The organism is Sphingobacterium griseoflavum (assembly GCF_014653155.1).
Taxonomy (GTDB): domain Bacteria; phylum Bacteroidota; class Bacteroidia; order Sphingobacteriales; family Sphingobacteriaceae; genus Sphingobacterium; species Sphingobacterium griseoflavum.
The window spans coordinates 50,113-76,333 of the sequence record NZ_BNAF01000003.1 but is presented as its reverse complement, the minus strand read 5'-3'; the positions used below and the strand labels follow the sequence as shown (position 1 = coordinate 76,333).

General features: G+C 46.1%; 21 protein-coding genes. 18 read left to right on the top strand and 3 right to left on the bottom strand.

Translation table 11 applies throughout. The features are described from left to right. Nucleotides 1-58 precede the first annotated feature (58 nt). The 12 genes from IE165_RS04495 (at nucleotide 59) to IE165_RS04440 (ending at nucleotide 15,584) form a co-directional block, all read left to right on the top strand. Entirely contained in the window at nucleotides 59-643 is a 585-nt protein-coding gene (locus IE165_RS04495) for an RNA polymerase sigma factor (RefSeq protein WP_189625410.1), read from the top strand. A gap of 102 nt (nucleotides 644-745) precedes the next feature. Further along, nucleotides 746-1,849, top strand: coding sequence for a FecR family protein (locus IE165_RS04490; RefSeq protein WP_189625409.1), 1,104 nt, complete (start codon nucleotides 746-748; stop codon nucleotides 1,847-1,849). 130 nt (nucleotides 1,850-1,979) lie between these two features. Next, entirely contained in the window at nucleotides 1,980-5,573 is a 3,594-nt protein-coding gene (locus IE165_RS04485) for a SusC/RagA family TonB-linked outer membrane protein (RefSeq protein WP_189625408.1), read from the top strand. An 8-nt stretch (nucleotides 5,574-5,581) separates the two neighbouring features. Beyond that, entirely contained in the window at nucleotides 5,582-7,081 is a 1,500-nt protein-coding gene (locus IE165_RS04480; RefSeq protein WP_189625407.1) for a RagB/SusD family nutrient uptake outer membrane protein, read from the top strand. 57 nt (nucleotides 7,082-7,138) lie between these two features. Continuing rightward, nucleotides 7,139-8,368, top strand: coding sequence for a glycosyltransferase (locus IE165_RS04475; protein ID WP_189625406.1), 1,230 nt, complete (start codon nucleotides 7,139-7,141; stop codon nucleotides 8,366-8,368). Between the two features lie 216 nt (nucleotides 8,369-8,584). Further along, on the top strand, nucleotides 8,585-10,321 hold the full coding sequence (locus tag IE165_RS04470; RefSeq protein WP_189625405.1) for a GMC oxidoreductase: 1,737 nt from the start codon (nucleotides 8,585-8,587) through the stop codon (nucleotides 10,319-10,321). A gap of 9 nt (nucleotides 10,322-10,330) precedes the next feature. After that, on the top strand, nucleotides 10,331-10,966 hold the full coding sequence (locus tag IE165_RS04465; protein ID WP_189625404.1) for a gluconate 2-dehydrogenase subunit 3 family protein: 636 nt from the start codon (nucleotides 10,331-10,333) through the stop codon (nucleotides 10,964-10,966). Nucleotides 10,967-11,044: 78 nt separating this feature from the next. After that, the gene (locus tag IE165_RS04460; protein ID WP_189625403.1) at nucleotides 11,045-11,626 is read left to right on the top strand and encodes a MiaE family protein; all 582 of its coding nucleotides are present in this window, start codon (nucleotides 11,045-11,047) and stop codon (nucleotides 11,624-11,626) included. A gap of 71 nt (nucleotides 11,627-11,697) precedes the next feature. Beyond that, a complete protein-coding gene (locus IE165_RS04455) occupies nucleotides 11,698-12,741 on the top strand; it encodes an LLM class flavin-dependent oxidoreductase (protein ID WP_308434291.1) in 1,044 nt (347 codons plus the stop codon). A 62-nt stretch (nucleotides 12,742-12,803) separates the two neighbouring features. Next, nucleotides 12,804-13,667 (top strand): DUF4349 domain-containing protein, encoded by an 864-nt coding sequence (locus IE165_RS04450; protein WP_189625402.1) that lies wholly within the window; start codon nucleotides 12,804-12,806, stop codon nucleotides 13,665-13,667. A 119-nt stretch (nucleotides 13,668-13,786) separates the two neighbouring features. Further along, on the top strand, nucleotides 13,787-14,857 hold the full coding sequence (gene rlmN / locus IE165_RS04445; protein ID WP_189625401.1) for a dual-specificity RNA methyltransferase RlmN: 1,071 nt from the start codon (nucleotides 13,787-13,789) through the stop codon (nucleotides 14,855-14,857). Between the two features lie 37 nt (nucleotides 14,858-14,894). Next, nucleotides 14,895-15,584, top strand: coding sequence for a ComF family protein (locus IE165_RS04440; protein ID WP_189625400.1), 690 nt, complete (start codon nucleotides 14,895-14,897; stop codon nucleotides 15,582-15,584). 143 nt (nucleotides 15,585-15,727) lie between these two features. On the opposite strand, the gene IE165_RS04435 is transcribed toward IE165_RS04440, so the two are convergent. After that, entirely contained in the window at nucleotides 15,728-16,114 is a 387-nt protein-coding gene (locus IE165_RS04435; RefSeq protein WP_229826343.1) for a VanZ family protein, read from the bottom strand. 199 nt (nucleotides 16,115-16,313) lie between these two features. Here IE165_RS04435 and IE165_RS04430 point away from each other — a divergent pair, with 199 nt between their 5' ends. The 6 genes from IE165_RS04430 to IE165_RS04405 all read left to right on the top strand — a co-directional run bounded on the left by IE165_RS04430 (nucleotide 16,314) and on the right by IE165_RS04405 (nucleotide 24,005). After that, nucleotides 16,314-16,646: a PadR family transcriptional regulator gene (locus IE165_RS04430; RefSeq protein ID WP_189625399.1), complete on the top strand. Its 333-nt coding sequence runs from the start codon at nucleotides 16,314-16,316 to the stop codon at nucleotides 16,644-16,646. A gap of 35 nt (nucleotides 16,647-16,681) precedes the next feature. Then, nucleotides 16,682-18,415, top strand: a complete 1,734-nt coding sequence (locus tag IE165_RS04425) for a PspC domain-containing protein (RefSeq protein WP_189625398.1) — start codon at nucleotides 16,682-16,684, stop codon at nucleotides 18,413-18,415. A 90-nt stretch (nucleotides 18,416-18,505) separates the two neighbouring features. After that, a complete protein-coding gene (locus IE165_RS04420; RefSeq protein WP_189625397.1) occupies nucleotides 18,506-20,935 on the top strand; it encodes a TonB-dependent receptor domain-containing protein in 2,430 nt (809 codons plus the stop codon). 80 nt (nucleotides 20,936-21,015) lie between these two features. After that, nucleotides 21,016-21,603: an LOG family protein gene (locus tag IE165_RS04415; protein WP_189625396.1), complete on the top strand. Its 588-nt coding sequence runs from the start codon at nucleotides 21,016-21,018 to the stop codon at nucleotides 21,601-21,603. Between the two features lie 138 nt (nucleotides 21,604-21,741). Next, nucleotides 21,742-22,560 carry an SMP-30/gluconolactonase/LRE family protein gene (locus IE165_RS04410; RefSeq protein ID WP_189625395.1) on the top strand — a complete coding sequence of 273 codons (819 nt, stop codon included), beginning with the start codon at nucleotides 21,742-21,744 and terminating at the stop codon, nucleotides 22,558-22,560. A 143-nt stretch (nucleotides 22,561-22,703) separates the two neighbouring features. Next, nucleotides 22,704-24,005 carry a UDP-N-acetylmuramoyl-tripeptide--D-alanyl-D-alanine ligase gene (locus tag IE165_RS04405; protein WP_308434290.1) on the top strand — a complete coding sequence of 434 codons (1,302 nt, stop codon included), beginning with the start codon at nucleotides 22,704-22,706 and terminating at the stop codon, nucleotides 24,003-24,005. A gap of 40 nt (nucleotides 24,006-24,045) precedes the next feature. Here IE165_RS04405 and IE165_RS04400 read toward each other — a convergent pair whose 3' ends face one another. Next, nucleotides 24,046-24,495, bottom strand: a complete 450-nt coding sequence (locus IE165_RS04400; RefSeq protein ID WP_189625394.1) for an RrF2 family transcriptional regulator — start codon at nucleotides 24,493-24,495, stop codon at nucleotides 24,046-24,048. Nucleotides 24,496-24,565: 70 nt separating this feature from the next. Beyond that, complete coding sequence (gene pafA, locus IE165_RS04395) at nucleotides 24,566-26,206, bottom strand: alkaline phosphatase PafA (protein WP_189625393.1); 1,641 nt, start codon at nucleotides 26,204-26,206, stop codon at nucleotides 24,566-24,568. Nucleotides 26,207-26,221 lie beyond the last annotated feature (15 nt).

Here is a 26,221-nt window from a genome sequence, read left to right as displayed (position 1 = left end):
TTGTGTAAGTTATGTTTTTCCGCTAGTTTAGCTTATGAGTTAACGAAAGGAATGTAACATGAATCAGGCGGAGAGGCAAATGCTGATGGCCGTCGCCGAGGCGGATGAGAAAGCATTTACATCATTATATAACCAATACTTTGCAACGGTGTATCCATTTGTATTGGGGTATCTAAAATCGCCGGATATGGCAGAAGATGTATCGCAGGAAATCTTTGTTAAGGTATGGCAGGATCGTGAACGGCTAAGGGATGTGCGTTGCTTCAAAGCTTACGTATTGGTTATCGCAAAGAACCAGACCCTAAATTATTTGCGGAAAATATTCCGTACAAAAGCCTTATTGGCCGAAGTGCTACATCACTATCAGCGAAATGTGGCTGCCGACGACCATAAGGTTATCAGCAAAGAGTATCAAGATCATTTGCAACGCGCGTTGCGGCAACTGAGCCCTACGAGCAAGCTTATTTTCCAACGCTGTCGAGAAGAAAAGCGAAGCTACGACGAAGTGGCTGAAGAGATGGGGATCAGCAAGCATGCAATAAAAAAGCATATGGTGCGCACGATGAAAACACTTCGGATCATGCTAGAGCGGCTCGATGTTCATTTGTGCTTGTTGACCACATTCTTTAAAAACCTTCATTAATATTTAAAAAAAAATAGCTGACGACGGGTACCCTTCTGCTAAGCGGCGGTGTCTTTAGGGTAGAGAAGGCGGTATGGGTGCTGGCAGCTCATATTTACAGAAATGGATAACGATATCTTTTACAGAAAACTGGTACGCCGATTTCGAGATGGCCTTGCAACGGAGGAAGAACTTCTGCTGTTGTCTGCATTGATGCAGTCAGAAGAGTTAGAAGGGTTTTTTGCAGCGCTGATGGACGATGAGTTAAGGGCGGTTAAAAGCATGGAAAATCGGAGAAATATGGTTGGTTGGTTGCGTTATGCCGCCGCACTCATACTGGTCGTCGGGTGTGCCGTGTTGTATTGGCATCGTAGTGCCCGATTAAAATTGGAAGCTATGGTTGATGTCCCGCCCGCGCATAATCAGGCAGTGCTGCGGTTGGCAGATGGGAAAACCGTTCATTTGGATACCATTAACGGAGTGCTACAAGTCGATTTAGGTAAAATCAGGGATCAACAAGGCAAGACGCTGTACGAGGGAGCTTCCCATGCTGTAAACAGCTATCATACCGTTCAGGTTCCGAAGGGAGGGCGTTTCGAAATGAGGTTGGATGACGGCACAACGGTCATGTTAAACGCGGCAAGTGAATTGGTTTTTCCAACCCGTTTTGCACGAGAAAAAAGGGAAGTGTTCTTGACTGGAGAAGGCTTTTTTCAGGTAAGAAAGCAAGCGGATGACCGCGATAAGATGTTGCCATTTATTGTACATACCGCAGCGCAGCTTATCGAAGTTGTGGGTACTAGCTTCAACGTGCAAGCTTACCAAGATGCTAATACCGAACGGACTACTCTGCTGGAGGGTACTGTGCGGGCACAGGCTTTGAAAACGGGAGAAACGAAAACATTACACCCAGGGCAACAGGTGTCGTTGGAAGGTGGGCAAGTCAGCTTATCAAGTGCGGATATGGAGGAAACGCTAGCTTGGAAGGAAGGAGCTTTTGTCTTTAACGAAACACCAATACGTGAAATTGTCGAGCAATTGGCGCGATGGTACAATGTAGAAATCTATTTTGAAGGGAATACGAATTATCGCTATAATGGATATATCGATCGGCAGGCCAATCTATCCGAGGTGCTGAAAACCCTAAAGCGAACGGGCGACTTGGATTACCGCCTAAAAGAAGGAAAAATAACGCTGCTGCACGGCAGTCCCGCAGATGACACGTAAAACAACATGCCTATGGTAGAATAAAGCAGTGTAAAAAGAAGATGTCGGCAACGGTGCAACGTTGCCGACAAAGAAAAATGTGTCTAGTCGACATAACGAATAATCAATTAACACATTCAGTTACTAAACTATGATTTTTACTTATCTAATCCAATTTTGGTTTGGGGTGAAAGGAATTTATCGGCAGCTGCTCCGCAGCGCGGCATGTCCAGCCCGTATGCCGCAGATCCTTAGCACGCTATTTCTTATACTTTTCTTTCAGTTGACGGGGCACGCCTTCTCCCAGAAAATCGATGTTTCCGCAAATGGGGACAGATTGTCGCACGTCTTGAAATCGATCAGCAAGCAGAGCGGTTACAAGCTTTTCTATAACAGCGAAATATTGAAAGACAGTCGTCCCGTCACCTTATCGCTGCGTGATGTTTCCTTGGCAGAGGGTCTGGAAGCTGTTTTTTCCAACCAGCCCCTGAGCTATCGGTTGGAAGAGCAAACCATTGTTATCCGGAAGAAAAAGGGTAGCCCCTCGCATCCTGCCGGAACATCGGCGATGCAGACCACGGTTTCCGGGACGGTTCGGGATACGGTGGGGCGTCCGCTAGAAAATGTAAACATTGCGCTAAAGGGAACGAAACAGGTAACTCGCACGGGTGCTGCAGGAGGTTTTTCGCTGCCACTGCCCAATGCGCGAGGGGTATTGCTGGTTAGTTCCACGGGATACGTGCCCCAGGAAATTGCCGTAACGGGCGAGCACATAGCGATCGTGCTTAGGGAACTCAAGGCTGGAATTGATGAGGTGGTTGTGGTAGGATATGGGACAGTCCGTAAGGCAGACTTTACCGGAGCGGCCGTCACAGTAAATGCAAGGGATATTGAAAAGCGTCCCCTCACGAATGTAATGAACGCACTGCAGGGAGCTGGCCCGGGCGTGCAGACCACCGCGCCGACCGGATCGCCCGGGTCACAACCAACGATACGTATTCGGGGTTTTGGATCCTATTCTGCAGAAAGCAGCCCGTTGATTGTTGTGGATGGGGTTGAGTATACAGGTGGAACAGCAAATATAAATCCAGCTGATGTAGAGACAATTACGACGTTGAAAGATGCCTCTACTATCGCTATTTTTGGCTCAAGAGGCGCTAATGGAGTCATCATGATTACGACTAAGCGTGGCAATGTTGGCCAACAAAGCATGGACTTTCAATTGAATTTTGGTACCAATGCCAATATGATGCCGCAATATAATGTGGTTAGCCCCGGCGAATATTATGAACTTATGTGGGAGTCGTACAAAAATAGCATGATTTTCGGAAATCAACGTGTCCCCGCTGATATTGCTGCACAGATAGCCTCGGGGCAACTAGCTAGAAATAGTGAAGGGTTACAACAATACAATGGGAGTACTTATCAAGATCTTGTCCAGCTGCTGGGCAATTACAATGCTTTTAATGTTGCAAATGATAAATTAATCACGACAAATGGACGACTGAATCCGGATGCGAGATTATTGTATGCAGACGATCTCAACTGGGAAGAACAGGCGGCTCGGTTGGGCCGACGAAATGAATATGGAATGAGCTACAGCGCAGGCGCCAAACATACGGACTTGTTTGTATCATTAAACTACCTGAACGAGCAAGGATGGGGAATCAATTCTGATTTTGATGCCATACGTGCGCGGATAAATGCAAATACGAAAATAAGAGGTTGGTTGCGAACAGGATTGAATGTGAATGCTAACTATAACAAATCAAATAACAATACCTTCGGAAGTGGTGTTGGCAACCCCTTTTATTTTGCCCGACAAATGGCACCGATATATCCGGTGCATGTGCACGACCCCTTGACGGGTACCTATATTTTGGACGATCAGGGCAACCGGATATATGATATCGGGGATTTGTCTGCACAATTTGGGCTTTTTCGTCCATTTAATAGCGGTAGGCATGCAATTGCAGAAAATCTGTGGAATCTGAACGTGCAAACACGCGACTTCGTCGGTGGAAGAGGCTACCTTGACGTCGATATTTTACCTTGGTTAACCTTTAATGCAACGATGAGTTTCGATTTACGGAACCAGCGGGCAGAAGCTTATCAAAACCCGACCGTCGGAGATGGAGCACCTGCAGGCCGTTATAGCCAAAACTGGGATAGGCGGCTACAGTGGACCTTCTTTCAAACATTGCAAGTAAAAAAATCGTTTGACAAACATCATGTATCCGGGACCCTAGGGCATGAAAGCGTAGACTTTAAGAACGAATCTATGTCGGGACTTCGGCAAGGAGAAGGCTTTTCCAATTTTTATGTATTCAGCAATTTTACCGATATCAATTCGCTCAATTCTACTTTAGGGGAGTTTAGCATGGAAAGCTATTTTTTAAGGGCAAACTATCACTACGATCAACGCTATTATTTAAGTACATCTGTCCGAATGGATGGAGATTCGAAAATACCTCCGGCAAACCGTTGGTCAAAATTTTGGTCAGTAGGAGTTGCGTGGCGCTTAGAAAAGGAACCGTTTTTCAACGTGGATTGGGTCAATGCATTGAAAGTTCGCACCTCTTATGGGCGGCTAGGGAACAATAATTTTGGCGCGGATTATTACCCCTATCAAGCAGGCTATCAGGTCGGTGTGAATAACGTAGGTTTCCCGGGTACCACTTTGGCTAGGCTTGGAAGCCCCGACTTGTTATGGGAATCGCAAAAGCCATTTGATGTTGGTGTTGACTTTGAATTTCTAGACACACGTCTACGCGGATCTTTTGAGTTTTATGATCGCACCAGCGATGGGTTGCTGTTTGACGTGCCCCGACCGTTTCACAATGGCAGCACCACCGGCGGAGCTTTTTCCGTCCAACAGAATGTAGGTGGAATGCGAAACCGCGGTATCGAGCTGTCGCTCACAGGCGGACTGATTCGTAAGCAAGATTTTAAATGGGACTTGACGGCTAACATTACGACTTTGAAAAATAAAATTCTACGGATGCCTGCAGAAACACCCTCTATTGTTTCTTCCCCCTACAGAAGGGAAGTTGGTTATTCCATATACGACTTTTACACGAGGGATTTTTACGGTGTTGATCCAGAAAATGGCCGCGTACTTTACAGGAATGTAGTGGAAGGAGCCGATCTGACCAGTGATCAGATACGCATTATCAATCGGGGAAACGGCGGTATGGATACCGTAACATACGACCACAATTTGGCGCGTCAGGATTGGCTAGGGAAGCAGGCGTTGGCAGATGCTTACGGAAGCATCATCAATCATTTTACCTACAAAAATCTAGATTTTAACGTTATTATTCTTTACAGTATTGGCGGATGGGCAATGGATAATAGTTACGCTACCTTCATGAGCCCCGGCCCCAGCAACGGGCAAAACCTTCATAAAGATCTCCTGAATGGCTGGCGGAAGCCTGGCGATGTAACTGATATTCCTCGCATGGATATGACGCAGACGGCGCAATTTGGCGCCGCTTCATCGCGCTGGCTAACCAGCGCTAGCCATGTTGGTCTCAGCGCGTTGAACATAGCTTACAGATTGCCAGAATCATTTGCGGAAAAATGCTATTTGCGACGCGTTCGAGCTTTTATCAGCGCGGAGAATCTATATTACTGGACTGCGCGAAAGGGTATAAATACCATGACAAACTTTGCGGGAGCCTCTGGGACAGGAAGCTACAGCCCGCAACGCACGATCAGTTTTGGTGTCAACTTTGGTTTATAGAAATCGTTATGAAAAAATTTAAAATAAAAAATGCAGACGCTACACGCCTATTCCTTGGCCTAGCATTAATCGCAATGAATGTGCGGTGCAAAACCGAATTTTTGGAAAAAACGCCGTTAAATATTTTGTCGCCGGAAACCGTATTTTCTACAACGGGTAATGCGTATGCCGCTATTAACGGTATGCACAGGCGGATGTATAGCCAGTGGTATGGCAACCAAGCAATGGGCGGTATGAGCGGCAATATGATTTATATGGATGCGCTCGGAGAGGATATGGTGATGACAGCGATTGCTAACGGATTTTGGATAGCTCAGTACCGCTGGTTGGGCCATCGGGATGTCAATAATAGTACGTTGCGGGCAAACTACGGATTTTTCTACGCCCTCATTGCCAATGCGAACGCGATCCTCGTAAATATTGATCAAGCTAATGGTCCGCAGGAGGACCGCGATTTTATCAAAGCGCAGGCTTACACTTATCGTGCTTGGGCCTACTTTAATTTGGTGCAAATGTTTGGGAGGCGCTACGAGGCGGGGGGCAACAATACATCAATGGGTATGTCCTTGGTGACACAACCCCATGATGCCGCGGTGCCGCGTAGCACCGTGGAACAAACCTATGAACAGATCAACGACGATCTTGATCAGGCAATGTCATTGTTTGAGGGCGGTACGATGCGACCACATAAATCGCATCTCACCATGAACGTCGCCAAAGGCGTGAAAGCGCGGGTCGCGTTGACACAAGGGTGTTATCGCCTTGCAGCGCAAATGGCGAAGGAGGCAAGGGAGGGGTTTCCGCTGATGAACAGACAGGAATATATGGCTGGATTCTCTAATATAGGAAATGGGGAATGGATTTGGGGGATCCAACAACGCGAGGATCAAACTACCTATTTTTATTCCTTCTTTGCTTATTTAGGAAATTTCAGTTCGACAAATACCCGAGGTAACCCGAAAGCCATCAATGCGTGGCTTTATGATCAGATTTCGGAATCAGATATACGGAAGCAGTTGTGGGATCCTACCGGCAGCAACAGCAGTTTTCCCCATCCCGTTAATGGCGTTAGGCGACCCTATATGTCTCGAAAATTTCTGTTGGAAAATCCGGGGAACAGCAATGGCGATCTGTGTTTTATGCGTGCAGCTGAAATGTTATTGATTGAAGCAGAGTGTCTAGCCAGGCTAGGAGAAGATGATGAAGCCGCAGCGATATTGTACACCCTCGTTAATAGTCGAGATCCTGCATATCAACGTTCCTCCAGTACGGGAGAGACGTTAGTCCAAGAGATTCTCATTCAGAGACGCATAGAACTTTGGGGAGAAGGGTTTCGGTGGTACGACCTGAAAAGACTCGACGCATCATTGAATAGAAATGGAGCTAATCATATTGCAACGATTGCGCAGGTATTTGATGTGCCCGCAGGTTCTGCGCTTTGGCAATTTGTGATTCCACAGTTGGAAATTGATTATACGCTGGGAGTTGTTAGGCAGAATCCGCTATAACATGGCAGATCAAAGGGCCTGTTTTTCGACAGCTCATAAAATATGTATCTTAGTGCCATGCAAACTGTACTGTTTATAGGCTTGGTGTGGCCCGAACCACAATCATCGGCGGCGGGGATACGCATGCTGCAGTTGCTGGAGGTTTTTTCGGAGTCGGGTTACGCCGTCCACTTCGCTTCAGCAGCTGGGAAAACGCCGTACAGCCACCCATTGGGGGAGATGGGGATTACCGAGTTGGAAATCAAGCTGAATGATAGTAGTTTTGACGATTTGATCAAAACGCTTCATCCTGCCATTGTCGTTTATGACCGGTTTATGATCGAAGAACAATATGGCTGGCGTGTGCGCCAGTCCGCGCCACAGGCGCTGACGGTTTTGGACACGGAAGACTTGCACCTTTTGCGTAAAGCGCGACAAGAGGCAAAAAAACAGCATACCTCCACAAATATTTATAACGAGACTGCCAAACGAGAGATCGCCTCGATTCTGCGGAGCGATCTCTCGATCATGATTTCGAAAGCCGAGGTAAAGATCCTGCGAGAGCAATTCCACGTTCCGGCGGGGCTACTACACTATCTGCCATTTTTGGAAAACCCAAACGAAGGCAATACAAGTAGACTTTCGCGCGATTTTGAAGACCGCAAAGACTTTATCTTTATCGGCAATTTCCTGCATGAACCCAATTGGCATACCGTGCAGGTGCTAAGCAAAGAGATTTGGCCGCTGTTGAAGAAGCGGGTGCCCGAGGCAGAGATGCATATTTACGGGGCCTATGCCAGCGAAAAAGTGTACCAGTTGCACCGGCCAAAAGATCGTTTCCTGATCAAAGATAGGGCAGATGATGCGCGCGCGACCATGGGCAAATATCGCGTTTTGCTGGCCCCTATAGCCTTTGGAGCAGGCGTAAAAGGGAAGATTGTAGATGCTATGCAAACGGGAACGCCTACGGTAAGCAGTACGGTCGCTGCTGAGTCAATGACCGATGACCATCGGTGGAACGGCTTTGTAACCGACGATGTTGCTGATTTTGTGGATAAGGCCACGCTGTTGTACCGCGATAAAGCTATTTGGCAAGCTGCACAAGTGGTAGGCCAAGAGCTGCTACGAACGAACTACAATCGCACAGATTTCTTGGAGGCCTTTCTCGAAAAACTGCATGATATAAAAGCGAACCTGTTGGAGCACCGGCAAGCTCATTTCATTGGAGAAATTTTGCACAGCCAGCAATTTAGTAGCAGCAAATATATGTCCCTTTGGATCGAGACAAAAAACAAAAAATCCGTTTAGGGCTAACATTCGCATGCTACTTTATAGGTATGGTCGAGAAACCAGGCGATATGGGAAAGCAAAATAGCCCGTAAATAATACGGGTATCAAAAAAGATACGCCGGGGTATACGGAATGCTTCAAATGTTTTTTCTATATTTAGCTAGCTAAATGGTATTAGTAGATATTATCCTTGCGCCATTTAAACCGTTATCGTTTAATCATTGAGAAGAGATTATGACCGATTATCAAATAAAAGAAAGTACAGAAGTGTATGATGCCATTGTGGTAGGCTCGGGTGCCGGCGGCGGCATGGCGGGTTATATCTTGGCCCATGCGGGCCTTAAGGTATTGATGTTGGAAGCCGGCCCGTTTTTCGATCCGGCAAAGGATGCTTTGCAGCTTCGCTGGCCGTGGGAGTCGCCACGGAGAGGAGCCTCCACCACGCGTCCCTTCGGCGACTTCGATGCTGCATTCGGCGGATGGCAACTGGAAGGTGAACCATACACAACGGTGGGCGGAACAGAATTCGAGTGGTTTCGCGCACGTATGCTCGGCGGCAGAACAAACCACTGGGGCCGCATATCCCTGCGCATGGGCCCCGACGATTTCCAGCCTACAGATGGCGAAACCGAAGCTTGGCCAATAACCTATGAGGAGGTAAAACCTTTTTATGACCGTGTGGACCGCATGATTGGAATCTATGGAACAGTGGAGGGGATTAGGAATGAACCCGATGGAATCTTTATGAAACCACCAAAACCGCGCTTGAATGAACTTTTTATTGCTAAAGGCGCAAAAAAGGCCGGCGTGCCGGTTATTCCTGGCCGTGGATCGGTGCTGACGGAGGCTTCCCCAGAAATAAAGGGTCGCGGAACCTGTTTCTACTGCGGGCAATGTGGCCGATCCTGTAAGGTGTATGGTGATTTTTCTTCATCTTCCTGCTTGGTGATGCCGGCTATGAAAACAGGTAACTTGAAAGTGATCGATCACGCTATGGTTCGCGAGGTATTGACCAACGATGAAGGAATTGCTATCGGTGTTTCCTATGTGAGCACAACGGACATGCAAGAATATGCCGTGAAAGGAAAAACGGTCATCCTAGGTGCCAGTGCGTGTGAGAGTGCACGGATCATGCTCAACTCTAAATCTAAAGCACATCCAGGTGGTGTGGGCAATAGCAGTGGGCTTGTAGGTCGTTATTTGCACGACTCTACGGGAGCCAGTTTGTCCGGATTCCTTCCGCAGCTGCTGGATCGCAAACGCTATAACGAGGACGGTGTGGGAAGTGTCCATATTTATTCACCCTGGTGGGAGGACAATACCAAGCTGACATTTCCGCGCGGATACCATATCGAATATGGTGGCGGGTTGGGTATGCCCTCCTATGGGTTTACCAATTGGGTGCCCCAGGTAAACGGAAAGGTTGCGGGACAAAATGGAGAGAAGAAAGTTTCAGGCGGTTACGGCAAAGATCTAAAAAACGATTATCGTCGTTTCTATGGCGCCAATGTCGGTATGGCGGGCCGTGGAACAGCGTTGGCACGAAAAGATAATTACTGCGAAATTGACCCGAACCGCGTAGATAAATTTGGTATTCCCGTGCTGCGGTTCCATTACAAGTGGGCCAACGAAGAGGTGGCGCAGGCGAAACACATGCAAGAGACATTCCAATCTATTATGCACGAAATGGGGGCCATCATTACATCGACTATTCCGGGCGCAGACACCCTTTATGGTTTGGAGGCTCCAGGCAAAATCATTCATGAAGGCGGTACTACACGCATGGGGAATGATCCAAAAGCGTCTGTACTTAATAAATGGGGGCAGGCACACGATTGCAAAAACTTATATGTGGTTGATGCTGGGCCTTTTGTGCAACAGGGGGATAAAAACCTGACTTGGACGATTTTGGCCTTGTCCATGCGCACCGCGGAATATATTTTGGAAGAAAAGAAAAAGTTAAACGGCTAATCATACAGGATGAACAGAAGAGAATCATTAAAGGCATTAGGCCTTATTGCGGCTGGTTCGGGCGTATTGGCGGCCAGCTCTTGTCAGCAAGAGAAGACAACAGCCGATACGGCCACCGCATCGGATAAACTACCAGGCGTACAGGATTTTGAACATGAACGCAACAAGCAGCTGCAAGCAGAAAAGTTTTTTACGGAACATGAAATGGCAACGATTACCGTGCTGGCCGATATCATCATCCCACAGGATGATACGTCGGGCAGCGCTTCGGAGGCTGGCGTGCCTGCCTTTATCGAATTTATGGTGAAAGACCTGCCAGAAAATAAAATCCCAATGCGTGGAGGCCTGAAATGGCTCGATGTCCAATGCCAAAAACGCTACGGCAATGCCTTCATAAATTGCAAGAACGAGCAACAGCTTGGACTGATCGACGAAATAGCTTACCCCGAAACGGCCAAACCGGAAATGCGCCAGGGCGTAGCATTCTTTTCGCTGATGCGTAACTTCACCGCATCGGGCTTTTTTACCAGCGAAATGGGCGTAAAGGATATTGGCTATGCCGGAAACAGACCGGGGGTATGGAACGGTGTGCCTCCCGACGTGCTGCAAACCTACGGCTTCGATACGGAAGCTTTCTTTGGGTAAAACGCATACAGCCTGTGCCAATAGATAATGGCACAGGCTTATTTTTCGTATCTTTGCTCCAACTGATAGGAGACTGATATGCTAGGTTTAAAATTGTTAACAGACCCCCGCTGGGCAAATATTGCAGCATCTAATTTGCATGAAATCCTGAGCGACCATGCCTGGTGCGAGCAAAAGGCGGCTTCCAACGCCATTACCCTGATCACGCAAAATCCGGAATACGAAGATTTGGTTCATGAGCTTACCGCTATTGCGATCGAGGAGATGCAACATTTCCAAATGGTAATCGATATCATCAAAGAAAGAGGTTATGTCCTGAGCCGAGAGCGCAAGGATGATTATGTCGGACGTTTGATGAAGTTTGCAAAAAAAGATGGATCGCGAAACCAAGCCTTTGTGGACCGCTTGCTGTTTGCCGCCATGATCGAAGCCCGTAGCTGCGAACGTTTTAGAGTGCTCTCCAAAAATATCAAAGACGAGGCTTTGGCGACCTTTTATCATGACCTCATGGTGTCAGAAGCCAACCACTACACAACTTTTCTAAATTTCGCACGTAAATATGCCACCGATGTCGATGTCGAGAAACGATGGCAAGAATGGTTGACATTTGAAGGGAAGCTGATCCAAAGTTATGGCACGAAAGAGTATATCCACGGATAGCTATTTCTTGATATAGGTCAATGGCTGGCCAAAGGAAGGGCACTAACTTTGTACAAGAAAGGAAAACTAATATGATTGAGTTAGGAATAGGCATGTTTGGGGATGTACAGATCGATCCCACAACAGGAAAAATACAACCCGCTGCCGAACGGATGCAGCAAATCGTGGAAGAAGTGAAGTTGATGGATGAAGTTGGGGTAGATTTCTTCGGTATTGGAGAGCACCACCGGGAGGATTACGCGGTGGCTTCGCCGGAAATCATCCTTGCAGCAGCCTCAACCATCACGAAAAACATCAAATTGGGAAGTGCAGTATCTGTGTTGAGTTCGGCCGATCCGGTCAAGCTCTTTCAGGATTTTGCCACGGTGGACCTATTGTCCAATGGACGTGCAGAATTGATGGCTGGCCGTGGCTCGTTCATCGAGTCGTTCCCGCTGTTTGGCTATGATTTAAAGGATTATGCCGAGCTCTTCGACGAAAAATTGGAGCTTTTGACACGCTTGAACAAACAGGATACCGTCACGTGGTCCGGGAAATTTAGAAAGCCACTGATCAACCAACAGATTTTCCCGCGTCCGGTGAAGAACTCCTTGCCGATTTGGGTAGCTGTTGGTGGCACAACTTCCTCGGTTATTCGCGCCGCTCGTCTTGGATTACCCGTGATGTTTGCCATCATCGGGGGTGCGCCAGAAAACTTTAAGCCGTTGTTTGAAATGTACCAGCAAGCTTGGGTGGACAATGGGCATGATAGCAAGGATTTTCAGGTCGGGGTGCATATGCATGCATTTTTTGGGGAAAATTCAAAAGACGTGGCGGATAAATACTACCCAATTTATGCAGCCCAGATGAACCGCATTGGAGCCTCGCGAGGCTGGCCACCCTATCAGCGATCGCAATACGATTTCGGTCGTTCGGCGCACGGGCATTTGGTCGTTGGAGATGTTAATCAGTCTGTTGAACAGATCCTGCATACCATCGAAATGTTTGGCTTAACGCGGTTTTCAGCTCATATGGATGTCGGCAGTCCAGACCATGCAGATATGATGAAGTCGATCGAGCTGTATGGCACGCAAATCATCCCGAAAGTTAAAGAGGCATTGAAAAAAGCGGAATAAAATTTTTAGATACGTTATGGAATAGAGGAAAATAATGCATCTTAGCCAACAAATTGCACGCTATGAAAGGATATTGTTTTTCTCTGTTTTTCGCCTTGAGCTTTATGGTGGGCTGTAATAAAGCCGAGGTTGCTACTACCGCTCAAGCCATAGAAGAGCAAGCTGTCGTATCGGACGCTGCGGAAGAAGTCACCCCACAGGCTGAAATACGTGCGTCCGCCAATGGACAAGCGGACGATCACCCGACACCACCTTTATCCACAACAACATCTCCAAACAAAAAGATTATCCGTAGCGGCAATATTGCGGTGGAGTCCAAAGCGATCGGGAAAAGCAAGCAGGCGATGGATGCTTTGTTAACGCATTATGGTGGCTATTACGAACAGGAGACCTTGTCAAGCGCTGGCACCTACCGCCACTATTCCCTCATTGCGCGCATTCCAGCAGCACATCTCGACCGATTTCTGTTGGCTATCGAAAAGGGTGGCGACAAACTCACCGAGCGATCTTTGCGTAGCGAGGATGTCTCGCTGCGATATTTCGATTCGGAGTCTAGATTGCAAAGCAAAAGAGCGTACCTGAAACGTTATCAGGAGATGGTGGGGCAGGCAAAGAGCGTGAAGGATCTGTTGGAAATCCAAGAGCAAATTCGACGGTTGCAAGAAGAAGTCGATAGCCAAGAATCTGTTATGCGGAGTCTGAAGGATCAGATTGCTTATAGCAGCTTGGGTATCCAGCTGTTTGAATACCAAGCGAATCTGCCTATTGGGAGTCAAAGCTTTTGGATACAATTGGAGGAGGCAGTCGCAGACGGTTGGCTATTCGTGGGTGAGGTGTTTCTTTTTGTGCTACGTCTTTGGCCGTTTATATTGCTGGCAGGTGTGGCCATGTTCGCTTGGCGAAGCTATAAAAACAGAAAAAAATAGCGGATTACGGCTTTCATTAGCCTGCGGGCGCGGTAATTTATTCCCAATTTATCACTTTATTACAAAAGGACTACCTAGAGCACTTAGGGGCTTCATTATTTTTTGTCTATCTTTGCACCGTGGAAAAGCAGGGTAAATTGATCGATATCAGAAGTTTAAGTTTGTCGGGTTTGAAAGATAAACTTATCGCAATGGGTGAACAGGGGTTTCGTGCCAAACAAATCTATGAATGGTTGTGGGTAAAGTCGTGCACAAATTTTGATGAGATGAGCAACCTCAGCAAACCCCTGCGGGAGACTCTGAAAGCCAACTTCGAGATTCGTGCGGTAAACGTAAGACAATCACAGGTTAGTGCAGATAGGACCATTAAAAGTAGCTTCACACTATATGATGGAAACGTGATAGAGGGAGTGTTGATCCCCACACCCGATCGCATGACGGCTTGTGTGAGTTCACAAGTGGGCTGTAGCTTAACCTGTAAGTTTTGTGCGACAGGATACATGGATCGAAAGCGCAATCTGCAGGCCGATGAAATCTATGACCAAGTGGTACTTATCGCCAAGCAGGCCGAAGAAAAATACCAACAACCCCTTACCAATATCGTATATATGGGTATGGGAGAACCACTTTTGAATTACAGTGGTATGATGAAATCTGTGGAACGGATCACGGCGCCCGATGGCTTAAATATGGCCCCTAAGCGAATAACGGTTTCTACGGCAGGCATTGCGAAGATGATCAAAAAGCTTGGAGATGACGAAGTGCGATTTAATTTGGCACTTTCACTGCATGCTGCAAATGACCAAAAGCGGAACGAAATTATGCCTATTAATGAGCAAAATTCGCTACAGGCACTGGCGGAGGCGCTGAAGTATTACTACGCAAAAACAAAAAATCCGGTAACCTTTGAATATATTGTTTTTCATGATTTTAATGATGCGCTACAAGATGCGAAAGAGCTTGCAAAATTCTGTAAGCATGTGCCATGCAAAGTAAATATCATCGAGTACAATCCCATAGCATTAGCAGACTTTGTCAACGCGGAAGCCGATAAAATTGATCAGTTTGCAGCATATCTACGCAGTCAAGGTGTGATTACCAACGTCAGACGTAGCCGTGGCAAAGATATTGATGCCGCATGTGGGCAACTCGCAATCAAAGAAGAAAAGACAGATTTGGTAAGCGAATAAAAAATAAAGTACATTTGCATACACCAAGATATGGCCTATGCATCTCAGACGCTATTGGGATAGTTTCATCGCTGTCCTGTTTCCTTCCGTATGCGCATCCTGTGAAAAGGTGCTGCTACAGCAAGAAGAGTTGCTTTGCAGCTATTGCGAATTTCATTTACCCATAAACGATCATTACCTTTTTTTGGACAACGAAGCCATGCGTCGGATTAAGCACAAAGCTCCCGTGGAGATGGCTGCTGCTTTTCTGTCTTTTGCAAAGTCTTCCCTGGTGCAAACCATGATCCACAAACTGAAGTATGGGCAAGGTACAGCGATTGGTATGTACTTGGGCCGCCGGCTAGGGCATCAGTTGTTGGCATCGCCACATTTCCATCAAATTGACCTCATTATTCCCATTCCGTTACATAAGAAAAAGCAAAGGAAGCGCGGTTACAACCAAAGCGAATACATCGCCCGTGGAATTGCTGAGGTATTGAAGGTGCAGTTAGACACCGTGAACTTTATCCGGCCCATGAACACTGCCAGTCAGACGTCTATGGGAAGAATGGATCGCTATGACAATGTGGAGAACATCTTCGCCTGCCTCAATATGCAGGCGTTGGTTGGCAAGCACATTCTATTGGTAGACGATGTGTTGACCACCGGAGCGACGATCGCATCTGCAGCGCGAACATTGGATAGGAATGGCTGTCGCGTCTCTGTCGCCGTGTTGGCGATGGCATAAGACAACGGCTTAGCGTTGTTTGCCTCCCAACGCAGATGGACAACCGCAATCTTTTTTAAAAACAGCACAGGATTGTAGACTGCCTATACCCAAAAGCAATAAAAGAATGCCGAAAAAGAAAGTTCGTTTTCCCATATCGTTCATTAATAACCTTGTTTTCGTTGATGCAATAAAAGGTAAGCCAACAGCGCCATGCCAATTCCCATGTAATCCGCAAAGATGTCCCACCAATCTGCCATCCGACCGGCAGAAAAATACAACTGTATGGCTTCCGTTCCAAAAGCTAAGAAGCTGGTGATGAACAATACGATCAAGAAAGTCTTGATCTTCGAACTACGACCTTTTCCTTGCAAAATAAATCCCCTAAGCAATAACACGGCAAAAACAAAGAAAAATCCGCAATGCGCCAACTTATCAAATCCCTCAAAATAGTTCGTGTCGGGTAGATCTGTTGATGGTAGCCCCATTAAAAGCAGCATCAGTATTCCCCACAAGATGGATAGGGAGTAGTTGTATAAGAATCTCAGCATGGTTTATAAAAGTCGTGTTTATTATGCAACTTTCAAATATTCCTAATAAAAAAGTCAAGAATGTCTCGGTTCGCACAGGCTGCTGTAAGATTTTAAAAAATTATTTACCCTGAATATCAGTGGTTTACAATAAAATACTGAATAAATATAGTACTATGTATTGCATAGTACAATACAAAGCATATATCTTTGTATTGTTATGATAGCGGAAAATACACAAACCCAAATGCGTAAGGGGATACTGGAATACTGTATCCTTTCTATTATTTCCCGAGGGGAGATCTATGCATCAGATATAATCGGGGAGCTCAAAAAAGCGCAGCTCTTGGTGGTCGAGGGGACATTGTACCCGCTTTTGACACGGCTAAAGAACAACGGACTTTTAAGCTACAATTGGCAAGAATCCACGTCGGGACCACCCCGTAAGTATTACGAAATCACGAGCGAAGGACGAGAGGTTCTCAGCAAACTGGATGTGACTTGGAAAGAGCTTTTATTCGCTGTGGAAACGTCATTGCAAGGCAGAAATTAAAAAAAATATACTAATCTTAACTATTAAACAAGGTCATGAATAAGACAATCATCATAAACATAAACAGTATCGTGTTCCACATCGAGGAGGATGCATACGAGATGCTTCGGTCATATATGATTGATATTAAGAAACATTTTGGCAACAGCGCAGAGAGCAAAGAAATCCTGGAAGATATCGAAAACCGCATTGCCGAGATGTTCAATGAGCGTATTCAATCTGGTCGCAAAGAGGTTATTAACCTGGAGGATGTGCAACAGGTTATAGCACGCATGGGCCGTGTTAGTGATTTTGAGCAAAGTGAGGAAGCGAGTGAAGAACATACCAAGGCATACGCTGAGCCCCGTAAACATGCCGGTGATTTTGGCCGTAAGCTCATGCGGGATCCTGAAGATAAAGTGTTGGGGGGCGTATGTAGCGGCTTGGCACATTATTTCGGCATGGAGCCGAGATGGCTGCGGGTGCTATTGGTTCTTTTTGTTCTGATTGGTGGTTCTGGCTTTTTGGTTTACATTATCCTTTGGATTGTGATGCCGCTTGCCGAGACCCGAGCGGATAAGATGGCTATGCGCGGTGAGGTACCGAACTTACAGAACTTCAAGAAGTCATTCGATGAGGAAGTCAAATCTTTTTCAGATGAGTTTGCGGGCGCAGGCGAACATATCGGTCGCGGTGCGCGGAGAGCGGGAAATGCGTTGGGTGGATGTTTGGGTCTTATCGGAAAGATGATTGCCTGGCTGATGTTGATATTTACAGGTTTGAACATATTGGGCTTATTTATTTTCTATATCTTCAATATGATGAACTTATTCGGCCTGGAAAACCCGATCTTGTTTCCTCCATTGGCGATTCTTTCTACCGATGATGCTGTCATAGCTCTTTCTTTCGGATTTTTGGCGATGACCATTCCATTTTTTGCGCTATTCCTATGGTTGGTGCGCGTCCTCTTCAAAACGGATAAAGTGAACAACTATTTGTCTTTGACTATGTTTGCCGCATGGATAGTTTCCCTAGCAGGGGTTATTTATTACTGTGTCTATGCTTCGCAGGACTTTCGAGAGAAAAGTACAATCAACGTGCAACGTAACATAACCGCACAAAAGGTGTATCACTTTACGGAAAAGGATATACGGATTCTAGACGCGAGCGAAAAAGATTCCCTGCGGTCAAAATTTAATATACAGATCGATGGGCAGGACCTACGGAACTATTTGCATAGCGATATCGGGATATCGTTTGAGAGCATTGATTCACTAGCGCAACCTTATGTGCAATATAATTATTCGGCTAAAGGCAAAACGTATCAGTTGGCGGCCGAACGTGCGAGAGACATTGTATACGAGGCTGTACAGGAGGGCAAAACACTTTTGTTCCCCAGCCATTTTCTCTTACGAAAAAATGCGCTTGATCGGGATCAATATGTGGGGGTTACTGTTTATCTTCCACGAGGTGCGAAAGTGATCTTGGAGAAAAGCATAGAGTACAAGCTTCGCGGTATATCTTATTGGGAATGTTTAAATAACTATGCCGATAACGATCATCAAAAATTCACGGAATGGACGATGTCGGCAACAGGTTTGGTCTGCGCACAGGCCGAGAAAAAAGAAGATCAAGAAGATGATGACCATGTCGCCCTTGTTGATGCTGTATCGGCTGAGGAACTGCACGCAAACAAACTCGATTCCATCATCACGATCGACGGATCTAATGTGACCATTGAAGTAAAAGATAAAAGCGTAAAAATTAAAGATAAAGAAGCAGATAAATAGCTTCGCTCACACAGCTAAAAAAACGTATTAAATTAAAAGCTTTGCTTAGCCATATTGTAAAAAGTCGGCTGGGCAAAGCATGATCAACCTATGAAAAACATCTACACCTACCTCTTGCTTTCATTTTATTTTTTTGGATATACTGCGCTCACGCTGCAGGCTCAGCAGTTGCCGAAGGGGGCGGTAGCTGGACAAGTTCTGTCTGTGGACGGTGCGCCAGTGGCGAATGTATCTATTTATCTGCTTAGTGCCAAAGCCGCCGTCGTGATAAAAACCAGCCTGACCGATGAACAAGGGAACTATCAAATCAACCAGGTGCCTAAAGGGGAGTTCATGCTACAGGCTACATCGGTAGGGTTTGAAACATATACGTCTCCGATATTTCAGACAGATGATAACCTATTGAAAATGGAGACTATTCAGCTGCTTGTGGAAGCGCGATCTATAGGGACTGTGACGGTAGAGGGGCGTGTTCCACTGGTTCAGCAGCGCGATGGAAAGCTTATCTTGAATGTGGAGAATTCTACGCTGGCAGCAGGTAACAATGCCTTGGAGGTATTGCAGCGGGCGCCGGGGGTTAGTGTAGACAAGGATGAAAATCTCCAACTGATGGGACAGCAGGGCGTCAATGTGACGATCGACGGTCGACAAACCTTCATGAGCGGCGAACAACTTGCTACCTTTCTAAAATCGATGAATGGCGATCAGATAAAAAGTGTCGAGGTAACGACAGGTAGAAGTGCAAAGGATGATGCAGAAGGATCGGTCGGTACGATAAATATTACGTTAAAGAAAAATAGGCTGGAAGGTTTTAATGGGACATTCTTAGCAAGTGCAGCGCATGGGCAGCATTTTCGGGGAAACTCCTCTTTGACATTAAATTATAAAAAAAACAATACAACCCTATTTGGAAACTACGGTTTCACCCACAACAAACGCCAGTTTGATCTCGATTTACTGCGCACCATCGCTTCGGAAGACCTGACTAGGGTTTTCGATCAGGAGGCGAGCTTGATAGAGACTAATAAAACGCATAACTACAAAATTGGCATTGAACAACGTACCTCCAAACGAAACACGATGCTCCTGCAGTTTTCTGGTGATAACGACGACGAACAGTCTGTGAATGCAAGCCGCACGCAGATCGGGCCACGGCTAGGTGCAGTGGATTCAATACTTCATACAGTCACAGACAGTAGAACGCCTTTTAACCGCTATTCGATTAATTTCAACAACGAATTCCGGCTGGATACGCTGGACGGTAAACTAACCTTGGATTTGGATTGGAGTGCCTTCCGAAACCGGTCAAACATTGACTATGACTATCAAACTGCTTTTCCAAACGGCATGTTGGCTCGCAGCCCTGAATACTGGCGCACGGCGATGCCGGTTAATATCAATATTTATGTCGGCAAAGTGGATTTCGTGAAGAACATCGGAAAAGGCAAATTTGAATCTGGCGTTAAATATAGCCAGGTGAAATCGGATAACGACCTCACTTTTGAGGAATATGTGGACGATATCTGGCAACGTTTCCCCCGTCGGCAAAATCATTTTGTTTATACCGAACAGATTGCAGCGGCCTATGTAGACTACAGCCGGGAGATAGGGAAAGCCAGCATCAAACTGGGGCTTCGCGCAGAGCACACCCAATCGAATGCACATTCCATCACAACGGATACCATCAATAAGCGTAGCTACCTCGACTTGTTTCCTTCCGTAAGTAGCTCCTACTCATTCAACGAAAACAATATCGTTTCATTAAGCTATGCGCGAAAAATAGCCAGACCGAACTATCGGTATTTGAATCCTATGCCTTATTATATCGATAAGTTTACCTTTATGCTGGGCAACCCCTACCTTCGTCCGCAATACACAGACGGATTCACGCTAAATTATACATGGATGAAGATGTTCAATTTTACCTTAGGAACCGATATTACCAATGATGCCATGCTGGAAAGCTTGGGGCAAAATGTGGAAACCGGCGAATCATGGATCCAGCAACAAAACCTAGCGAAGACGTTGACCTCTTACTTGAACATCAACGCGCCTGCTCAAATTGGTCAATTTTGGACAATGAACAATAACCTAACGGGTGTATATATGCATTTTAAAGGTGAGATTGCGGGAGATTTCGCCAACGCAGGCTCTCTATTCTTTCAAGGCCGGAGTACCAACAATTTCAAATTGGGCAAAGGCATTGGCGCAGAATTGTCGGTCAACTATAACAGTCCTTTTTTATATAATGTATATAAAATCCATACCCGCTGGGGAACCGATCTGGGCGTGAATTACAACTTCAAAGATCAAAGAAACTCACTGAAGCTCGCGGTGACGGATGTTTTCCGGACACAGCAAAATAATGTCTCCACCAATTTTGCGGCTTTCGATAGTGAGTTCCGACAGTATAACGACAACCGGGTGATCCGGTTAACGTATACCTATAAATTCGGTAACCTAAAACAACAAACGAAACGTACAACAACCGACTCCGAAGAAAAAAGCAGAGCACTTTAAGATCTCTGTTGACTCGTTATGGAAAAGAGCAGTAGCGCCGCAGGATGTAAAAACCTGCGGCTTTTTGTTTATACTTGTGCATGAAATTAAAAAGTATCGTTGTTTTTTGCGCTTCAAGTTTTGGTCATTCCATAGCATACAGTGAACAGGCCGCGCGCGTAGGCCAGGTTTTTGCCGAGCGAGGCATCCAGCTGGTTTATGGGGGCGGTAAGGTCGGGCTGATGGGCACGGTTGCCAACGCTGCACTGGAAGCCGGAGGGAAAGTGGTGGGGGTGATCCCTCATTTTCTAAATTCTAAGGAACGGGAGCACACGGGCGTGACTACCTTAATTACGGTTGACACCATGCACGATAGAAAGCGTATCATGAATGACTATGCCGAGGGTGTAATTGCCTTACCTGGTGGATTTGGAACCCTTGAAGAACTGTTTGAAATGATTACGTGGGCACAATTGGGGTTGCATAAAAAGCCGGTAGGACTGCTCAATACCAATAATTTCTATCAGCACCTGATCCATTTTATCGATCATATGGTGAGCGAGGGATTGCTTAAAAAAGAGAATCGAGAGATGTTGTTGATCGCCGACACGATAGAGGAGCTTTTAGAAAAAATGGAACGATACGAGCCCGTGGCAGTGACCAAATGGATTAAAAAGGATGATATTTAAACAGTCCACACGCGCCAGCGTTTATCAATAAGGTTATACCCGTAGAATGATTTTTATGGAAATCCGTGATGTCGTAGGGTTGGATCGTTGGACAAGATTTCCGGAATACGAATAGCTTACCTAGAAAAACTGATATACATGAAAAAACTATTCTTTTTGGCCTTCGCAACGTGTTTGTCCGCGACAGCATTTGCGCAACTTCAGCTTAAACCCCTTTGGGAAACGAAAGATCTACCTACACCGGAATCTGTCTTGTATTCGGCGAAAAACGATCTGCTTTACGTATCGTTGATTGATGGAGATGCTATGACCAAGGATGGCAAAGGCGGCGTCGCTATCCTAAACCTTGACGGTTCCATCAAAATGAAGGATTGGATCACCGAAATGGATGCCCCAAAGGGGTTGGCTCTTTACAGGGATCTCCTGTACGTAGCCGATGTTACATCCGTCTGGGTTGTGGATGTGGTGACGGGTAATGTTGTTAACCAGATCGAATTTCCCGGCGCCATCATGCTTAACGATGTAACCATCGACGATGATGGATTGGTGTATGTATCTGATACACGATCCGGTAAGATCTATCAAATGCGCAACAATCGCCCATCGGTTTATTTGGAAAACACACCTTCCGTAAATGGACTCAAGTTTTCTAGTGGTCATCTTTACGCTTTGGTGGGGCCGGAGCTATGGAAGATTGATAGCAATAAGAAAATTACGATCGTCGCCAAAGGTTTCGAGCAGGGGGGTGATGGTCTGGAACCGATCGGAAATAATGAATTTTTGGTCACCTGCTGGGGAGGTTTGATTTACCATGTCAAAGCAGATGGGACCTTTGATAAGTTATTGGATGTACGGGGAGAAATGAATACGGCCGATTTAGGATATCACCCTCAATCCAATACCATTTTTATACCAACTTTCAACAACAATAGCGTCAAAGCGTATAAGTTGCACTAAGAAGCCCGAAGCGTACCTATGCAACTAAACGTAAGGGCTGCAGATGCACGGCATGCTACCCCGTAAAAGATAACTAGGATAAATACAGCGAAAATGGCCCTTCTTTTTAGCAGCACGATATGTACCTTTGTTGAAAACGAACGATGATGACTATAGCGCAGTTATATCAACACTACATCAAAAGCCGGTTGATTGCTACCGATACTCGGAACATTATCCCGGGTAGTATTTTCTTTGCATTAAAGGGTGAGAAGTTCAATGCCAATGCATTTGCCGCAGATGCAATCGCTGCTGGAGCTAGCTTGGCTGTGGTCGACGAAGATAAATATGCACGCGATGATCGTTATATTTTGGTTGCCGATGTGCTGGAGACGTTGCAGGATTTGGCGCGTCACCATCGCCATCAATTGCATATTCCCGTTATCGGTATTACGGGAACCAATGGTAAGACGACAACGAAGGAGTTATTATACGCTGTTTTGTCGCAACGTTACGAAACCTTTGCTACAAAGGGAAATTTAAATAATCATATCGGTGTGCCATTGTCGTTGCTTGCCATCGATGAACGCATCGAAGTTGCTGTGATAGAAATGGGCGCGAACCACCAACATGAAATTGCCTTCCTCGCTGAAATTGCCGCACCCACACATGGATTGATAACCAATGTGGGGAAGGCTCACCTGGAAGGATTTGGGTCGTTCGAAGGCGTGAAAAAAGCTAAAGGTGAACTTTACGATTATTTGAAAGCCAATCATGGGGTGTTATTTCTTCAAGGCGATAACCAGCACCTGATCGAGATGGAGCGTCAGCGGAAGGTTGATAAGGTTGTGCGATACGGCTTTTCGGATTCAAATGCCGTTATCGGCAAACTGGAGCGAGCAAATCCCTTTCTCCAAATCACTTGGCATTTGCAGCAAGGGGTGTCACATACGGTCGATACCAAACTCACGGGTTCCTATAATACAGAGAATATTCTAGCAGCTGTCGCTGTAGGGAATTTTTTAGGTTTAGCCGATGACGAAATAAACCGTGGTATCAACAGTTATACGCCTACTAATAACAGGTCTCAAATAACAAAAACATCCGCCAATACTGTTATCGCGGATTACTATAACGCGAATGCTAGCAGTATGGCGGCGGCATTAGCAAACATTGCTTTTATCGATGCCGAGCAAAAGGCCATCATTTTGGGCGATATGTTTGAAATGGGTGATGAAAGCTTTGTGGAGCATCAAAAGCTAGTGGAAATGGCGTGCACTATACCTGCTGGGCGTATTATTTTTGTCGGAAAAGCTTTTTCCGAACACAAGCGCGATGCGGCAGAGTTTTATGAAACAACGGATCTCGCGATACAGGCGCTGCGCGAGCGGCCGATCATGGACAGTACGGTACTTTTGAAAGCTTCTCGAGGAATGGCCTTTGAAAAACTAATGGAACATCTGTAACAGTGTAGGAGGAGCTTTTCGCTCGTCCTACACCGTAAGATTATGACTCGGTATCCAAGTCGAAGGACAGCTGCTTTTCTTTATTGATGAGCTGTGCGACGCTGGTGTCGTTTAATATCTGCAACATAGCGTTCCTAACCTCAACGAATGTATCGCGGATGCCGCAAGCATGTTCTTCTGCACACTCCTCGCAAGAGCGATAGAAATTCAAGCTCACACAAGGAAGCAAAGCAATAGGTCCATCGATCAAACGCATCACTTGCGACAAAAATATGTCTTCCGGCGCTTTATTCAAACTATATCCCCCACCGGCACCTTTCTTGGAATAGAGGATGCCTGCATTCCGCATTTCCAACAGGATTTGTTCCAGAAACTTTTTTGGAATACGTTCTTCCTCCGCAATTTTCACAATTTGCATAGGTTCCTTTCCATAGTTTCGTCCTAGAACCATGAGTGCCTTAATGGCGTATTTCGTTTTCTTAGAAAGCATGTATTATCCTTTAATCTAGTAATCCTATATACGAATATACAAAGCTACGGAAATTTGTTCGCTCCTGAAACTATTGCCCTAAGACCTCTACGATCGGTTTCCCAATATTTCCATTGGGTTCCATAATATGGAGCAACGACGAGAGTGTCGGGGCGATATCCACGATGTGCACCTCTTTGTTGCTGACACCCTGTTTTATCCCCCAGCCCATAAAGATCAAAGGGATATGTGAATCGTAGGCGGTCCATACACCATGGGTCGTTCCTGTGCCCCGTGGCGAACCGGAATACCATTGCGGTTCTGCAACGATTTGTATGGCTCCGCTGTTCTTACGGTTGTAGCCGTTGATGATCTTTTCCCGAATGGGCGCTGGGATAAACATATTTTGGTCGCCCTCCATATCAACAACGTATGCTATACCATCTTCTTTCTTCAATGTTTTGATGATGGATTTTTTTACGTCATCGAGATTTAATGACAAGGAATCGATCATGGGGTAGTTGAGGTGGATTTGATAGTTTGTTAAACTACGGATCAATTTGTCACTGCCAAACTCCGCAGATAGTGCATCATTGAGATTTTGACGGATCTGTCGGCCGAACAAATATCCACCATTCCCCTTCTGGTCGGTAAAATACATCGGGTTGTAGGATGCCGCATGATCTGCTGTCAGGAAGAAAGTATAGTTGTCTTTACCTACTGTTCGATCCAGGTAGGCTAAAAAATCCGCAATGTCTTTATCCAAACGGAGGTACGTATCTTCTATTTCGACAGCCGATAATGAATAACGATGGCCTACATAGTCGGTTGCCGAAAGACTGACACAAAGGAAATCGGTGCTGTTGCTCGGGTTGCTACCTAGTTGTTCGTGCTCGATAGCAGCTTTTGCAAAGTCTAGGGTGAACGTATTGCCCTGAGGGGTAGTTTTGATGAGCTCGTAGCCCGCGTCCTTCATCAGCAGCGACGTTTTACGTGGAAATGTTGGCGATTCCTCGCCGGCCCACTTGCCTTCATATGGATTGTTGTCGGCTATGCTATTTTTTGCGTAGGTCTCGATGGGATATAAGGTGTTCCAATCCTGTTTTAGGTATTTTTCTGCAAACTTCTGTTTATTGAATTGAGCAACCCAAGAGGGAAGTTGCTCCATATAAAAGCTGCTCGTTATCCAGTCGCCGGATTTGCTCTCAAACCAGTAGGCTGCGTCGGCGAAATGTCCAGCGGGGAGAATGCCTCCACGATCTTTGATCGCTATGCCAACAACCTTGGATTGAAAATTGGTGGCTAATTTAAGTTGGTCGGTTACTGTCGAGGCTAAAAGATTGCGAGGCGATTGTTGCCCTTCTCGTTCGTTGGTGCCTACCCCTTTTACGAGGTCGTCCTGCGTACAATACATAGACGCGCCGGTAGACTGGACGATCCAGTCATTGCCTGCAATGCCATGAATCGATGGCACCGATCCGGTGTATACCGAGCTATGTCCAATTGCGGTATACGTTGGAATGTAATTGATAATGGTGTTTTCACAAGAAAAACCTTGATTGAGCAGCCGTTTGAAACCGTCATTCCCGTAACGATCTGCGAAACGGTAAAGGTAGTCCCATCGCATCTGGTCGACCATCAGGCCTACGACTAACTTCGGACGTGCAGGCTGTGCTAAGCTCGGAAACGCGAGCGCTACGCTTAAAAGGCCTGTAAAGAATGATTTCCACATACTATGTTGAGTTTT